Source organism: Bacillus oleivorans (genome assembly GCF_900207585.1).
Lineage (GTDB): Bacteria > Bacillota > Bacilli > Bacillales > JC228 > Bacillus_BF > Bacillus_BF oleivorans.
In genome coordinates, this window is sequence record NZ_OAOP01000008.1 from 42745 (window position 1) to 58442 (window position 15698).

Consider the following 15698-nt stretch of genomic DNA (forward strand, 5'->3'; position numbering starts at 1 on the left):
TTTTATAGTTTCGTATCATCAACGGAAGAAAGCCACTCATTGATTTCATCAATAACAGATTCGATACAGCCTTCTTCAAAAGGAGATTTAAGCCCAGCAGATTGAACTAGCTCAGTAAAGGATAAACTGCCGCCCAGTTTACATAAATCTACATAGCTTTGCCATGCATCTTTTTGATTCTTTTGCGCCTTGACCCAATATTGAAAAGCACAAATTTGGGCAAGTGTATAGTCAATATAATAGAAAGGAGAATTATAGATATGACTCTGGCGTTGCCAATAACCGCCGTTCTCTAAATACTCATTCCCATCATAGTCACGATGTGGCAGATATTTCTTTTCAATTTCTCTCCAGGCATGATTTCTCTCATCTGGTGTTGCCTCATAGTTCTCATAAACCCAATGCTGATATTCATCTACCGATACTCCATAAGGAAGGAACAAAAGTGCCTCACTTAGGTGGGAAAATTTATACTTATCCGTATCTTCTTTAAAGAACAGCTCCATCCATGGCCAAGTAAAGAATTCCATCGACATTGAATGAATCTCACAAGCCTCATGTGTAGGGAACTGATACTCAGGAACCTCGTACTGCCTGCTTGAGTATACTTGAAAAGCATGTCCTGCTTCATGCGTTAATACATCGATATCGCCAGAAGTCCCATTAAAATTAGAGAAAATAAAAGGAGATTGGTAATCGGCTATATAAGTACAGTACCCTCCGCCGGCCTTTCCTTTTTTCGCTACTAAATCCATTAATTCATGGTCAAGCATAAACTGGAAAAATTCATTGGCTTCATTTGATAATTCAGCATACATAGTCTTTCCGTTATCAATAATCCATTCTGGAGAGCCTTTTGGTACAGCATTTCCGGTAGTAAATTTTAAACTCTCATCATAAAATTTTAAGGGTTTAATCCCAATTCTCTCACTTTGCCGTTGGATTAATTTAGATGCTAATGGAACGATATAGGTTTCAACCTGCTTTCTAAAATTAGCAACCATTTGGGCATCATACCCGACTCTTTGCATTCTCGCATATCCGAGTTCTACAAAATTTTTAAAACCTAATTTTTGTGCAATTTCTGTTCTTACTTTTACTAATTCATCATAGATCTGATCTAATTTCTCCTTATTATCTGCCATGAACCCAAATCTGGCATTATTAGCCTTAATCCGCATATCCCGGTCCTTAGATTCCATAAAAGGCCCTAACTGAGCAAGAGTTCTTTCCTCCCCTTCAAACGGAATTTTTGCAGAAGCCGTTAATTTTGTATATTCACTGGATAGTTTATTTTCTTTTTGAAGCAGCGGAATAATTTCAGGTTTGAATGTTTTTAATTTTAGGTCTGCTAATGCAAATAATTGTCTTCCCCATTTTGCCTCTAGTTCCTTTCGAAAAGGAGATTCAACTAATGCCTCATAAAATGAAACGGCTAAACCATCCATTTCAGGATAGGACTCATCCATGAAATCCTGCTCTGCCTTATAAAATTCGTCCTCCGTATTGATAGAGTGCCGTATGTAAACAAGGTTTGCCAGTGTATCAAACTGATTTCTTACTCGATTTATCTCCTGCATTGCTTCATTTACCTGATCAAAGGATGTTGCTTTCTTAAACTGATCCAGCAAACGATTAAAATCCTGCTTATAAGCCTCTAAATTAGGTCTTTCATATTGATATTCTTGAAATTTCATCATTTTTCTTCTCCTTCAATAAAGTTAACCACTCATTAATTTCGATATCCGGATGATGTTCTCCTGCCCACTAAGTAAAAAAAGAGAGTACATATTAATCGTACTCTCTTTTTACAACTCTTTTGCAACTGTAGTTTTGCCAATGTGCTTCATAACTTCGATTGCAATTTCTTTATCTTCTTCAGACACAGCGGACATTAATTCATGAAGTCTTTTGGCATGCTCAGGGAAAAACTTGTCCATAAAAGCATTTCCCTCTTCTGTAATTTGACCAAATGTTACTCTGCGATCACTAGGACAAGCAATCCGTCGCATTAACCCTTTTTTTTCAAGTTTATCGACCACATAAGTAATACTTCCGCTTGCGATTAGGATTTTTTCTCCTATTTGCTGTAATGGCTGATCTCCTTTATGGTATAAAAGCTCTAAAACAGCGAATTCAGTTGGATTTAATCCTTCCTTTTGGATAAAGCGATTTACTCTTTCATTTAAGGTTTTATACGCCTTTGATAGAACGACAAAAAGCTTGAGTGACTGTTGGAGATCTTTATTATCTATCATTTCTCCTCATTCCCTAACCTTTCTTTTTCATTAAGTATAATTAAAACATGAAATGTCTGTCAAATATAGGAACAAATTGTAAATAATAAACAGCTTAATGAGGGTACCTTCCGCCAACAACCTTCCAATTGTAATTGACCTCAGCCCGTATCGTTTGATGAGTTAGAAAATAGTTTGCTAATAATTCTGTCATGTCGGTTTGAATTTCTTTGATGACAGGTTTATTTTTAAACATCGTATACTCACCGCCGCCGCCTGCCCGGTAATTATTCATAACCACCTCATAAAGTTCATCCGGATCAACAGGTTTTCCATTGAAAGAAAGATCTTTAATTCTATGGCCAGCAGGCTCTGATACATCGATGATATAATGAATGCCTTCCCACATGTCGTAATTGTAGTGCTGCGGCTTTGGTTCACTAAAATCCGAATTTACCATGATCTGTCCGTCAGAAGAAAGTTTAAAATAGGTAGCAGACTGCTCTAAAGCAGCCTTCATGTCAGCACCTGTTATTTGCAGAACTGTTAGTGTATTGGGATAAACATAGTTGGATACCAGATCTCTCATTGTCACTTTAGAAGTAAAACCTCTTGAACTATTATTAAAAAGAGCCGTATTTGATATTTTCGCTCCAGTAGCCTCCATTTGCACCTTATTAATAAATTCAATAAGAGGATGTTCTTCCACTCTAACCATCATTGGATCATGAATTGTCATATCTCCTTCAATTGATCCAATTGGCTGATCGAGCCACTTTTGTGTGCTATCTTCATACTCGTAAGTTAGCCGAATCATATCCTGATCTGTTTCTACGTCATCCATCATAATCACTTCTGCTTTTTTATGACAAACCGCCCAAGAATCGTGTTGTTTTTCCATTTTAATCGTAATCTTGCCAATTCCTTTTCCATTAAATGACGGCTGAACAACGGACACACCATTCAACGATTCGGACGCAATGGTCCGATGCTGATGCCCGGTGAGGAGAACGTCTATCCCCTGAATGCTATGACATATTTCGTATGCCTGATTTTCTCCTGTTAACGGTTCTGTAGCTTTCCCGGTTCCTAAATCTTTCTCGAATCCTCCATGATAGGAAACAACCAATAAATCAAACTGTTCATGATCCCTTAAATATTCCACCCATTTTTTTGTTGCCTGAAGTGCAACCTCAAAAGCAAGTTCGGAAATGTGATATGGATTTTCCCAATTCGGTATATAATGAGTGGTAACTCCCAAGACAGCCACTCTTAAACCATTTGCAAAGGATTTAATGATATATGGCTTCCCAAAATAAGGTTCTTTTGTTGCTTTATGAAGAATATTGCATGACAGCCATGGAAATGCCGATTCATGAACGGCCTGATTCAAAACTTTCATTCCATAATTAAACTCATGATTGCCAATAACTGCTGCATCATATTCAAGGCTATTTAAGATTTTAATCATAGGATTTGGCTGCTGATTGGCAAATTTTATGTAATGGTAGGTTAACGGAGTCCCTTGAATCAAATCGCCATTATCAATTAATAAAGTATAAGGATTCTTTTCTCTCTCCTTTTTAATTACTGTGGCTATTTTAGCCAGACCTAAAGGGGTTTCCTCATTAGTCCCATAATTGATAGGAAAAATGTTTCCATGCACATCACTAGTCTCTAAAATGATTAAATTTATTTGCTGGCTGACAGTCATTTCCGACTCTCCAATCATAATAACTTAATGATAAAACAAATGCCAAAGCATCTTCGCTTTGGCTAGTTTGTTATACAATACGCTTTCTTATAGCTGCAGATAAGAAATCAATAACTGTAACAACGACAATGATTACGAGAATGATCATTCCCATTTCATTCCAATCACGATTTGATTTTGCAATAACAATCGCCGTTCCAATCCCGCCAGCCCCGACAATACCGAGGATGGTTGATGCACGGACATCGACTTCAAACCGGTAAATCGCATAGGACAAAAATTCAGGAATAATTTGTGGAATGATTCCGTGGAACATAATTTGAATCTTATTCGCTCCTGCAGCCTCCATCGCTTCCACTACTTGCATATCGATGGACTCTAATACCTCTGAGTACATCTTTCCAAGCATTCCTGTTGAGCCAATCGCAATTGCCAGAACCCCGGCAAATGGGGTAGGACCAACAGCCGCTACGAAAATAATGGCTAAGATAACATCTGGAAATGCACGAATTGCACTTAAAATCCACTTACCGATTGTTGCAGCCACAACATTTTTAACCATATTTTGCGCTGCGAAGAAACCTAATGGAACAGCTAGTATAGCCGCCATTAAAGAGCCTACAAACGCAATATAAAGAGTTTGAATCATCGCATCTCTTACTTCGGCATAATCTTCTTTAAAATTAAGGTCAAATAATTTTGGAATCACTCGGTCGAAGTTATTAAGCATTCGTTCGTATGATCTAGCCCACTCAATATTTATCCCCATAAATGTCCAAACATATAAAACAATAACAGCTATTATTCCTATAGCTATTTTTGCTTTTTGCGATGAAGATTTTTTCTTTTTAGGAGGTACTATTAATTCCATTAAATTAGAGCCTCCCTTAACTTCTTACTAATATACTCAATTATAATAACTAACACAAAAATGACGATAATAACACCCATAGCAGCTTCAAATTGTCTAAAGTTCAATAAGCTATTCAAGATTGTACCTATACCACCTGCACCTACTAAACCTAGAACTACAGAAGCACGGATGTTAATTTCAAATACATAAAGGGTAAATGAAATAAATTGAGGTAAAACTTGAGGTACCACGGCGAATCCAATCGTTTGAATTGAGCCAGCTCCTGCAGCCTTCATTGCCTCAAGAGGGTTCATATCGATAGCCTCGATGGTTTCACTTATTAATTTTGCCAAAATACCTAAAGAGAAAATTATAAGAGCTAATATCCCTGGTAACACACCAATTCCAAATAAGCCTACAAATATAACTGCAAGAACAATATCCGGAATTGTACGGAGAATATTCAAAACGACTCTTACAAATGTATAGAGATATTTATTGGTTGTAATATTACTTGCAGCTAACAGACATAAAGGAATCGTTAGAATTGCTGCTATTGTTGTGGCAATGACAGCCATTTGAATCGTTTCAGCTAATGATTCCCAAATTTGTTTAACAACTCCCCAATCAGGCGGGAAAAAGAAACCAAACACACGCTGCATATCGGGAATCCCTTCAATAAGCTCAGGGACCGTAGATTCCGTCTTATATGCACTCCAAAAGTAAAATCCTAATACAACCGCGAAAATCGCCGTAACTTGGGCTTTTTTCTTTGCTGGAACAAGACTAGGCGCTTTTGCTTTTGAAGGTCCCTTCTTTTCTAAATTCACTCTAGGACACCCCCAAGCTTATCTTCCTCTTGAATTGGACGCCCATAAATTTGTTCAAACGTTTTTTCTGTAACTTCTGGAGCAGGACCATCAAATACAATCTCACCAGCTCTCATACCAATTATACGATCTGCATATTGCAGGGCCATATCAACATGGTGAAGGTTGACGATGGTTGTAATATTGTCCTCTTTATTAATCTTTCTTAAGTAAGTCATCACTTGATGTGAAGTTGGAGGGTCTAGTGAAGCAACAGGCTCATCTGCTAAAATATAATTTGGTTTTTGGGTTAAAACACGTGCAATACTAACGCGTTGCTGTTGCCCGCCACTTAGCTCATCTGCCCGGTTGTACAATTTATCTTCTATATTAACGCGCTTAAGATTTGCATACGCTAACGCGACATCTTCTTTTTTAAATAAGTTTAAAATACTTCTAAAAGTACCTGTGTAGCCTAATCTACCGGCTAACACGTTTTTAATCACACTTGAACGTTTTACTAAGTTATAGTTTTGAAAAATCATGCCAATTTTCGTACGCAATTTACGCAAGTCATTGCCTTTGACCTTTAAGATATCTTGTCCATCTATCAATAATTCTCCACTAGTTGGTGTAACTAAACGATTGATGCTACGAATGAACGTTGATTTCCCAGCTCCGGATAAACCGACGATAACCACAAATTCACCATCTTTAATTTCCACATTAATGTTTTTTAAACCCTCTGTTCCGTTAGGATACACAAGGGAAACGTTTTTAAATTCAATCACGGTTTAAACCCCTCCAAAGCTTAAAATTGTAACTTCCATAAAAGAGGGGAGACTAGGCATCTCCCCTCTCAATCATATAACATTAAATATAATTATAAATATTAGAAGGAAATGGAATCTTTAAATTGATTGTAAGTTTCTTCAACTACTTTGTATTCTTCGTGAGTAGCTTCAGTGATTCCAGTCCAGTTATAAACCTCATCCATAATTTTTAGCATTTCTTCATCTTCGTTGAAAGATAGGAAGATTTCTTTGATTTGAGCTTGAAGTTCATCATCAAGCTCTTTTGTAACAGAAATCGTATCATTAGGAATGTCAGCAGTATAGCCAATTACCTTTAATTTTTCCATAACATCTGGGTAATCTTCTTCAAGTTCAGTACGAACATCATCAAAAGTAGTTGCCACGTCTGCATCTCCATCATAAACTGCAATCGCGGCAGTGTCATGAGCACCTGCTGCAACTGTACCGCCAAAGAAGTTTTGCTCTAGATCTGCAGGACCTTCAAGTCCAAATTCATTAATTAACTGTGCTGCAGGGAAAAGGTAGCCAGAAGTAGATGTTGGATCCGCATATGCCCAAATTTTTCCTTCTAGATCTTCTAAAGATTCGATCCCAGAATCGGCACGAACTACATATTGAGCTTTGTAAGTACCGCTACCATAACGAACAGACTTAAGAATTACTTCAACATCATACTCTTGATTTGCTAATACATAACCAAATGCAGGAATAAATCCAATTTGAACTTCATTTGAACCCATAGCTTCGATAAGAGCATTGTAATTTGTCATAACTTTTCCTTCTACTTCGATTCCAAGCTCTTCAGATAATCTGTTTGCTAGGGGTTTAACCTTTGCGGAAATTTCACCTGAATCTTGTGAAGGCACGAATCCCATAACTAATTTTTCAGGTTTTTCTGAACCGCCTTCAGCATTTCCGTTATTACCAGCATCCTCTTCTGCAGTACCGCAGGCTGCGAGTACAAGTGCCAGTACGAGAACAAGCATAAGTCCAAAGACTTTCTTCATCCCTAAATCCTCCCAGTATCTAATGATTTTTACAACCTCCCCTATTATGAATGAAAATTTGACAAATTTCCACAGGAATTATCAATTTTTACATAGTTTTTGTAATTTTAATGAAACATTATACATAATATTGTTACGAGAATTAAAGATTAATTTAATCATCATAAAAATATGCCAGGTTTTTACGTAGATAAGTCTATCCATTTCTTTATTTGACTTGATTAAGACTTTTCCGTGCTAAAGTCTGCTATAATGTGGTTAAAGCTTACGGAAAAAGGTGGAATGGAAATACATATAAAGGCTAACCTTATAGTTTAAGAACAAGATAAAAGAATCTGAGATTATTCTAAACAGATCCTCAATGTAAACAAACCGTTATACATATAAATGAAGAAGGTGCACAAATGTCTAGCTATGCTTTACAAAAAAAGGCAACTGAGGCCATATCGAAATCAACGAATGAACCTGTTTATCGTGTACTATTTTTAATTTCACTTTGTCATCTTTTAAATGATTCATTGCAATCTGTTGTAACAGCTATGTTTCCAATTTTAGAAAAGGAAATGAATTTATCCTATACGCAAATGGGTTTTATTGTCTTTTCACTTAATATCGTATCTTCCCTGATGCAGCCTGTGATTGGAATCATGTCAGATAAAAAACCGATGCCCTATGCATTGCCAGTTGGTCTTTCTTTTTCTTTCGTTGGAATGATCGGCTTATCCGTCATTGATTCTTATATCGGGATGATTGTTTCTGTCCTTCTTTTAGGAATTGGCTCTGCAATCTTTCATCCAGAAGGGTCCCGGGTCGTTTACATGGCTGCCGGAAATAAAAGAGGCACTGCCCAATCTATTTTTCAAGTTGGAGGAAATACAGGGCAAGCTTTAGCGCCATTAATGGCAGCTTTTATACTTCTGCCATTGGGTCTGCAAAAGGGTACCTTTATTTTTGCCTTTGTCGCCTTAACTGCAGTAATTTGCCTAGTATTTGTTTCAAGATGGTATTCATTACAGCTCAAATCGAACAACGTGAATTTAAAGAAAAATGCGGCCTCTATGGTCAATTCGAAGATAGATAAACGGGTAGGCTTGGTTCTTGTGATTCTTTTATTGTTCATTTTTACAAGAACCTGGTATCTTCAGGCCATAAGTAACTTTTATACGCTTTATTCCATTGATGTTTACGGATTCCAAATCAAAACTTCGCAGATTTATCTGTTTGCGTTCCTCGGCGCCGGAGCGCTCGGAACTTTCTTTGGAGGACCGCTAGCCGATCGATTTGGGAAAAAGAATATCATTTCTGCTTCCATTATCATGACCATTCCGCTTGCTTTATTATTGCCGCATGTATATCCGATCCTTGCTTTTATTTTACTAGTCCTGATTGGATTTATATTAATGACTAGTTTTTCAGTTACTGTTGTATATGCTCAGGAATTAGTGCCTGGCCGCATTGGATTAATGTCGGGCCTTACAGTCGGATTAGCATTTGGTTTGGGTGCAGTCGGTTCGGTAGCATTAGGAAATATAGCGGACATCATCGGTCTGCAAATGATGATGATATCCATTTCTTTTTTACCAATATTAGGGTTAATCACCTTCTTATTGCCGAAAAATGGGTAAAAACAATTTATTTGCTCACCTTTGGGTGTTTAATGGATACTATACTATAGATAAAAATCAAAAGATCATATCATCAACTGTTGGGAGACCTGCATATGAGTGAAGTTTTAATAGGAAGTGTGCTTTCTGCACTTTCGACTGGGCTTGGGGCTTTGCTGATTTTGTTCTTACAAGATTCGCTGACACATAAAGTACGTGACAATTTACTAGCTTTTACAGCTGGTGTCATGATGGCGGCATCTATGTTGGGATTAATCCCTGATTCCCTTGATAGCGGCGGATTCTTCCCTATGGCAATTGGGATCTGTCTAGGAGTCGTTTCATTAACCCTTCTAGAAAAAAACATCCCGCACATTGACCTTGACCATACAAAAACTGGGATTAAGTTTGATGAAAAAGCAATGTTAATCATTGCAGCAATTACGTTGCATAATATTCCGGAGGGTTTATCGGTTGGTGTCAGCTACGCTTCAGAATCCGAAGGAACCGGAAACCTAATTGCTTTTGCCATAGGCTTTCAAAATGCTCCAGAAGGGCTTTTAGTTGCCCTCTTCCTCATGACGCAAAAAATAAATAAATGGAAATCATTTTTTATCGCTACATTAACAGGAGCTATTGAGATTGTAACTTCACTTTTAGGTTATTACCTGACTTCGTTTGTTGATTTTCTTGTACCTTATGGTTTAGCATTTGCTGCAGGAGCTATGCTCTTTATTATTTACAAAGAACTGATTCCTGAAAGCCATGGTGACGGAAATGAGCGGACGTCTACTTACTCGTTTATTTTAGGTATTCTGTTTATGATTTTTCTTATTGAATTATTCTAATTAAACGGGCTATCAACCGTTCACACTGCCATCCATTCGTGAAAAAGAGCCGCTATTAGTTACAATGTTATCGCGTTTTCTCAAGGGACCTGTCCCCTTTAGTAAAGGGGGCAGGTCTTTTTATTTTGGAAAACACCCCTGTTTTTATACAAAATTCGCCAATTGAATTGATATTATTACCAATTTTTTAAAAAAATAGGAAAAATTTGTTGAAATTTTTATTCTCTATCATTTACAATATAGAAAAAGCAGACAATTAATAGATTCGGGGATGAGGTGTTTTTTGTTGAAGGTACTTGTTGCGGCTCACGAGGTTGCAAATGCCCTGACTCGCTGGCATGACTTTATTAAATTGGGCAATATTGCAAAAAGTGAGCAGCTAAAAGAGGAAGTTGAGCATCTGTTGACTGACATGGAAAAAAATCAGGACGTATTGCTTTATTACTCATTGATCGATTACAGGCACAGTCTTCTCTACAATAACACAAATGAGGCAGAGGAAAAGCTTCAAAATATTGATCCTGAGCATGAAATGAATGACTTACTCCTTTACTATTACTACTACTTCAAGGGTATGCACCAGTATAAACTTCAAAACTATCAAGAAGCTCTTTCCTACTATAACCAAGCAGAATTGTCACTAGAGAATCTATCTGATGAAATAGAGAAATCGGAATTTTACTATAAAGTAGCAAGCGCCTATTACCACATGCGCCAATTTCTATTAGCGATTGATTATATTTTTAAAGCTATTTCCATTTATCAAAACTATCCCTTATATAAAAGCAGAATTGCGGACTGTCACAATGTACTGGGACTTTGTTATTTAGGACGGAAAGAATATGAAAAAGCGGAAAAACATTTCAAGGAAAGCTTCGAAGTTGCAAAAGAGATTGGAGATAAAGACCTTCAGGTATTTTTAATGTATAACCTAGGTTACCTATATTCAGAGCAAAACCATTCAGATCTGGCTATTCAATTCTTATCTGAGGCTGCATCGAAAAAGTTTAGACTCCATAAAGTCTGTTATTTGCTTGCCAAGGAATTTTTAAAAATCGGCGATCGAAAACTTGCTTATTTGCATATTAGCAAAGGCAAGGAAATTTGTCAGGAAATCAATAACGAAGAATATTTTCACCACCTAAAGGTTTTAGAATTGTTAGATTCTCCTCCACAGCATTTATTAAAGCGTGCAACCATTCAAATGAATAAAGTGTTGGATTATTTTCAAGAAGAAGGCTTACATGGGTTTGTGCATGATTATGCCATAGAGTTTGGAAATCTGCTTTATAAATATCAGTATTATGAAAATGCTAGTCATTTTTATAATAGAGGAGTTAATTGTCAAACTTCTAAATCTTAAAAGGAGGAAGAAAAAATGAACAAAGGGAGAAAACGCTATCTGTTCAAATTGGTCTTGCTAGGGGTATTGCTCGGTACAGCATTTGGATTTGGAGCAAGTGTTGACATCGCGGAACATGGGGAAATCCGCGACGGTGAACATGGGGAAATCCGCGATTAAACAATGTAAATTAACTCCAAAGAAACCCCTCACTCCTGAATGGGAATGAGGGGTTATCATTTAGGTAATAGGAAACATTTTTTGGAAAATCATAATCATTTGTTTTTGGACAACCCTTACTTCTGTAGACTTAGAAGCTGGCTTGTGATCATTATATTCATTGATAAGCTTGTCCAATTCCTGACTATAGCGAACCGTTTGTTCATCCGTGTAGCCAAATTGATTGGCGGATTGAATCATTTGCTCCCGCTTTTGTTTTATTTTTAATACCATTTTATCTTCAAAACTAATTTTACGATCTGGAAAAGCGTTCACTATATGAACCCCCCTTTCACTTTCAAACATCTATTAAAAGGCATTATTTTTCAATTTTGTTCATTAAACAATGGCCAGCACTTTAGGAATTAAGTATACATCCAATCAAACTGTCTACTGTGCCTAAAGCCTTGACCTGTCAACGATTCTTCTAAAAAAGCATCCTTTTGAATTATTACAAATTATTCTATTTTTGTAAATAGATTCACAAAACTAGACAATCTTTCTAATCATTCGTCAAAATCCCCTATGAAATGTAGAGAATTTGCAACTGATTCGACATAAACAGCCATTAAATCTATCTATTTATAGGTAAATAGTCCTGAAATTTGAAATTTGTATACTATCAAAAATGAATAGGTACTTAGACTTAATTTACAAATGAATACAAAGACTCTGATCTTCTTTTGAAAACAATGAGGTAAACAGAAAAAAGAGACTACTCTAATGGTAGAATAGACTCTAGCATCCTTCATACATGATTGGATTCGCTATCTCGTATTGGCAAAATAATATGAAAAACGGTTCCATTGCCAACTTCACTTTCTACTTCGATAAATCCTAAATGCTCTTCAATGATTTTGTAGCTGACCATTAAACCAAGACCGGTTCCTCTTTCCTTTGTGGTGTAGAAGGGTTCCCCCAGTTTTTTCAGTCTTCCTTTCGATATACCGCTGCCTTCATCTCGAATCGATACCCGGATTTGATCCATATATCGTTGGATACTTACCGTAATTACCCCACCCTTTGGCATAGCCTCAATCGCATTTTTAATAATATTAATAAATACCTGTTTCAATTGGTTTGGTTCACAATAAACTTTAGGAATATCCCGGTAAAAAATAGTTTGAAATTGCACATTATGCATCATGGCCTGTGCATTTAAAAGTTCTAACGTTTCTTTCATAATTTGAACGATATCCTTTTTCAGATAATGAACCGCTTGAGGTTTAGCGAGTACAAGAAATTCAGTAATAATCGATTCAATCCTTTGCAGTTCAGAGGTAATGACCTTAAAATACATCGAATGGTCTTCTTTGACACTGCTTTGCAACAATTGAATAAAGCCTTTTAATGCCGTCATTGGATTTCTAATCTCATGGGCAATTCCTGCGGCTAATTCACCCACAACGTTTAATGTATCTGATTTTCGCAGTTGTTCTTGCATCTCCAGTCTTTCGGTAATGTCTCGGAAGATAGTAAGGTGCAGCCCCTTCAGAATATTGAGCTTAGTTGAAAATTCAATGTGTTTTTTTCGTTTATTAATTAATGTAATGGTTAAGTTACCGTGATCTTGGCCTTTCTGTCTTAATGCTCCTAAATGTCTTTTTATCTCCGAGAATCCTTCAATTTTGTTTCCTAAAATTTGATTGAATTTCTTTCCGAGACACACCTTTTTATCAAGCTCTAATATTTTTATGCCGTTATGATTGATATCAACGATTTCATAATGATTTGTCCAAAGAATAAATCCGTCTAAAGAACCTTCAAAGATTCTCCGGAATTTTTGTTCACTTTCTCTTAATTCCTTTTCCATTTGCCGCTGTTCACTTACATTGCGTAATATTGTCATATTATACCCATCAATAGAATGGGACCTGGAGGTAAATTCAATCAGCTTCATTTGGCCATTTGGCATTAAAAATAAGGTTTCAGCTCTAATCCCGCCGGATTGATTCAATCTATTTAATATGCTTTTATAATGTTCATCCTTTTGGTAAACAAAGTCATCCAATTTTTTCGTTAAGAGTTCTTCGTATGTACACTCAAATAAACGGCAGGCCGCTTCATTAGCTTTAACAATTGTAAAAGAATGATCCCACAGAACAATCGCATCCAGAGCACCTTCAAATAAATCGGCAAAGAGCTGCTCGTTTTCCTTAATTTTTGCTTCCATTTCTTTTTTCTCTGTAATATCCCTCATAATCGACATATAAAGACCATTATGGATATTAGAACTGGTGCTGAATTCAAAAATACATTGGGTATCCCCGATTTTAAATGGAATCTCCCCTTTAGAAATTCCCATCTCCATTAAATGCTTCCATTGTTTATAAAGCTTAAAATGATACTGGCTTGGAACCATCTCTTCCAACTTACGGCCAATAATTTTTTCTTTTTTAGTATTCAAGCTCTTTGTAAGCGAAGGATTTACATCTACAATGACGCCATCCTTGTTAAAAAAGAGAATCCCATCAACTGCTCTTTTAAAAACATCACTGAACATATGAGTGGTTATAGCCTGTTCTCTTTCCATTTCTTTGCTAAAGGAGATATCCCTTAATATCATTAAATCGTGATCTGGTTTAACTACATCAATTCCGATGTATTGGACATGCTTTACTTTACTGTTTCCCAAAGTTAATAAAAGTTCATCGACATGCTGTCCATGAGCTTTTAATTGATTTCTCTGATGATTATAGATTTCCTTTGGGACCAGCGATAAAAAATCTAAAATACTTTTTTGAAGTAAAGTTTCTTCATCTTCTTCGAATAATTGAACAGCGGCTTGATTAACTTCGACAATTTTTAAATCTTCCTGAAGCAGGATAGCAGCGTCTAAGGAATTTTGATAAAAGGTATTTGTAATAGATACTCTCTCTTCTAATTCTTTAACTCTCTTTTTTAACTTTTCATATTCTTCTTTTTCTATAACCAGAAACTGTTCATTCAAAGCTCGAACACCCCTTACCAAAAAACGTTCCTTATTTTACTAACTTCGACAATATTTTAGAAAATCCTTTATTCCTATATGACTTCAAAGGATAAATTTGGATGCTTGTTTTTTAGTGAAAACGGGAAAGGAATGGATAGAGTGAAATTTTTTAAAAAATGAGGGATGCTTATGACGCGCCATGCATTTTTCGACAACGCCAAGTTTATTTTAATCTTCCTCGTTGTTTTCGGTCACTTAATCCAAAGCTATATTGAAGATTTTAATATGGTTGAGATTCTTTATAAGGTTATATACACCTTCCATATGCCAGCTTTCATTCTTATATCTGGCTTTTTTGCGAAAGGATTTAAAAAGTCAGGGTATATAAAGAAGCTAAGCAAAAAATTACTTCTTCCTTATATAATCTTTCAGCTGCTTTATTCGGTTTATTATTATTTCTTGCTTGATAAAAGTACAATTGTTACAGATCCTTTGAATCCGCAATGGTCACTTTGGTTTCTGATTAGTTTATTTTGCTGGAATCTTATGCTATTTCTTTATACGAAATGGAAACCTCTTGCAGCCTTAGTAATTGCAAGTTCCGTCGCCCTTTTGGTTGGATATGTTGATTGGATAGGAAATTATTTAAGCCTATCGAGAACCTTTGTGTTCTTTCCATTCTTTTTACTGGGATACTATTTAGACCAACGTCATTTTGAAAAATGCTGGTCTTGGAAGCCAAGGATAGTTTCATTATTTACCATAGCTACCGTTACCGCGTTTTTCACTATTTTTCCAGAATTAAATGAAAAATGGCTGTTAGGTTCCAAAGCGTATGAAGAATTGGGAGCATTTGGAATAGAAGGTATGGCGAACCGGTTGTTTCTTTTTGGAATAAGCTTAGTCATGAGTTTTAGCTTTTTCTCATTTGTCCCAACCGGAAAAACGTTTTTTACCAATTTAGGCAGAAACACATTATATGTCTATCTTCTCCATGGCTTTTTTGTTAAAACCTTTAGAGTCAGTGATATCAAAAATGAATTCCACTCGCTCGAAAATCTTGTTTGGATTATGGTTATATCCATATTCCTTACTTGGCTCTTATCAACAAAGATGGTTACTGTAATTTTTCAGCCTTTCATAGAACTAAAAATAAGACAGTTTAAAGAGATCATCTTAGCAGGAAAAGAAAGAACGATGGACTTAATCACGCTTAAACATCCGCATAGCAAGAACAAGGATATTTAACATAAAAAACGAGGCTAAACGGTTTTGTTTGGCTCCCCAACCTTGTATAACAGGAGCGTTATCGTATACA

At 36.2% G+C, this 15698-nt stretch carries 14 protein-coding genes; 5 read left to right on the plus strand and 9 right to left on the minus strand.

The window, feature by feature from the left end; genetic code table 11:
* Positions 1–2 precede the first annotated feature (2 nt).
* The 7 genes from CRO56_RS16275 to CRO56_RS16305 all read right to left on the minus strand — a co-directional run bounded on the left by CRO56_RS16275 (position 3) and on the right by CRO56_RS16305 (position 7435).
* Entirely contained in the window at positions 3–1697 is a 1695-nt protein-coding gene (locus CRO56_RS16275; protein ID WP_097159853.1) for a M3 family oligoendopeptidase, read from the minus strand.
* Between the two features lie 111 nt (positions 1698–1808).
* The gene (locus tag CRO56_RS16280) at positions 1809–2255 is read right to left on the minus strand and encodes a MarR family winged helix-turn-helix transcriptional regulator (RefSeq protein ID WP_097159854.1); all 447 of its coding nucleotides are present in this window, start codon (positions 2253–2255) and stop codon (positions 1809–1811) included.
* 97 nt (positions 2256–2352) lie between these two features.
* Positions 2353–3951, minus strand: a complete 1599-nt coding sequence (locus CRO56_RS16285) for a bifunctional metallophosphatase/5'-nucleotidase (protein WP_097159691.1) — start codon at positions 3949–3951, stop codon at positions 2353–2355.
* A 70-nt stretch (positions 3952–4021) separates the two neighbouring features.
* Entirely contained in the window at positions 4022–4822 is an 801-nt protein-coding gene (phnE, locus tag CRO56_RS16290) for a phosphonate ABC transporter, permease protein PhnE (protein ID WP_097159692.1), read from the minus strand.
* Positions 4822–5634 carry a phosphonate ABC transporter, permease protein PhnE gene (phnE, locus tag CRO56_RS16295; RefSeq protein ID WP_097159693.1) on the minus strand — a complete coding sequence of 271 codons (813 nt, stop codon included), beginning with the start codon at positions 5632–5634 and terminating at the stop codon, positions 4822–4824. Before phnE (CRO56_RS16295) ends, phnE (CRO56_RS16290) begins: the two co-directional genes overlap by 1 nt.
* Positions 5631–6404 carry a phosphonate ABC transporter ATP-binding protein gene (gene phnC, locus CRO56_RS16300; RefSeq protein WP_097159694.1) on the minus strand — a complete coding sequence of 258 codons (774 nt, stop codon included), beginning with the start codon at positions 6402–6404 and terminating at the stop codon, positions 5631–5633. The genes phnE (CRO56_RS16295) and phnC overlap by 4 nt, the downstream gene beginning before the upstream one ends.
* 101 nt (positions 6405–6505) lie before the next feature.
* Positions 6506–7435: a phosphate/phosphite/phosphonate ABC transporter substrate-binding protein gene (locus tag CRO56_RS16305; protein ID WP_097159695.1), complete on the minus strand. Its 930-nt coding sequence runs from the start codon at positions 7433–7435 to the stop codon at positions 6506–6508.
* A 404-nt stretch (positions 7436–7839) separates the two neighbouring features.
* Between CRO56_RS16305 and CRO56_RS16310 the strand changes: the two genes are divergently transcribed.
* The 4 genes from CRO56_RS16310 (at position 7840) to CRO56_RS22950 (ending at position 11409) form a co-directional block, all read left to right on the plus strand.
* A complete protein-coding gene (locus tag CRO56_RS16310; protein WP_097159696.1) occupies positions 7840–9060 on the plus strand; it encodes an MFS transporter in 1221 nt (406 codons plus the stop codon).
* 95 nt (positions 9061–9155) lie between these two features.
* Positions 9156–9887 carry a ZIP family metal transporter gene (locus tag CRO56_RS16315; protein ID WP_097159697.1) on the plus strand — a complete coding sequence of 244 codons (732 nt, stop codon included), beginning with the start codon at positions 9156–9158 and terminating at the stop codon, positions 9885–9887.
* Between the two features lie 286 nt (positions 9888–10173).
* Positions 10174–11250: a Rap family tetratricopeptide repeat protein gene (locus CRO56_RS16320; RefSeq protein WP_179714309.1), complete on the plus strand. Its 1077-nt coding sequence runs from the start codon at positions 10174–10176 to the stop codon at positions 11248–11250.
* Positions 11251–11265: 15 nt separating this feature from the next.
* The gene (locus tag CRO56_RS22950; RefSeq protein WP_179714310.1) at positions 11266–11409 is read left to right on the plus strand and encodes a hypothetical protein; all 144 of its coding nucleotides are present in this window, start codon (positions 11266–11268) and stop codon (positions 11407–11409) included.
* A 60-nt stretch (positions 11410–11469) separates the two neighbouring features.
* On the opposite strand, the gene CRO56_RS16325 is transcribed toward CRO56_RS22950, so the two are convergent.
* Positions 11470–11724 (minus strand): aspartyl-phosphate phosphatase Spo0E family protein, encoded by a 255-nt coding sequence (locus tag CRO56_RS16325; RefSeq protein ID WP_179714311.1) that lies wholly within the window; start codon positions 11722–11724, stop codon positions 11470–11472.
* Positions 11725–12196: 472 nt separating this feature from the next.
* The gene (locus CRO56_RS16330) at positions 12197–14398 is read right to left on the minus strand and encodes a PAS domain-containing sensor histidine kinase (RefSeq protein ID WP_097159700.1); all 2202 of its coding nucleotides are present in this window, start codon (positions 14396–14398) and stop codon (positions 12197–12199) included.
* A 171-nt stretch (positions 14399–14569) separates the two neighbouring features.
* On the opposite strand from CRO56_RS16330, the gene CRO56_RS16335 reads away from it, so the two are divergent.
* Entirely contained in the window at positions 14570–15628 is a 1059-nt protein-coding gene (locus tag CRO56_RS16335; RefSeq protein WP_342745894.1) for an acyltransferase family protein, read from the plus strand.
* The last annotated feature ends 70 nt before the right edge of the window (positions 15629–15698 follow it).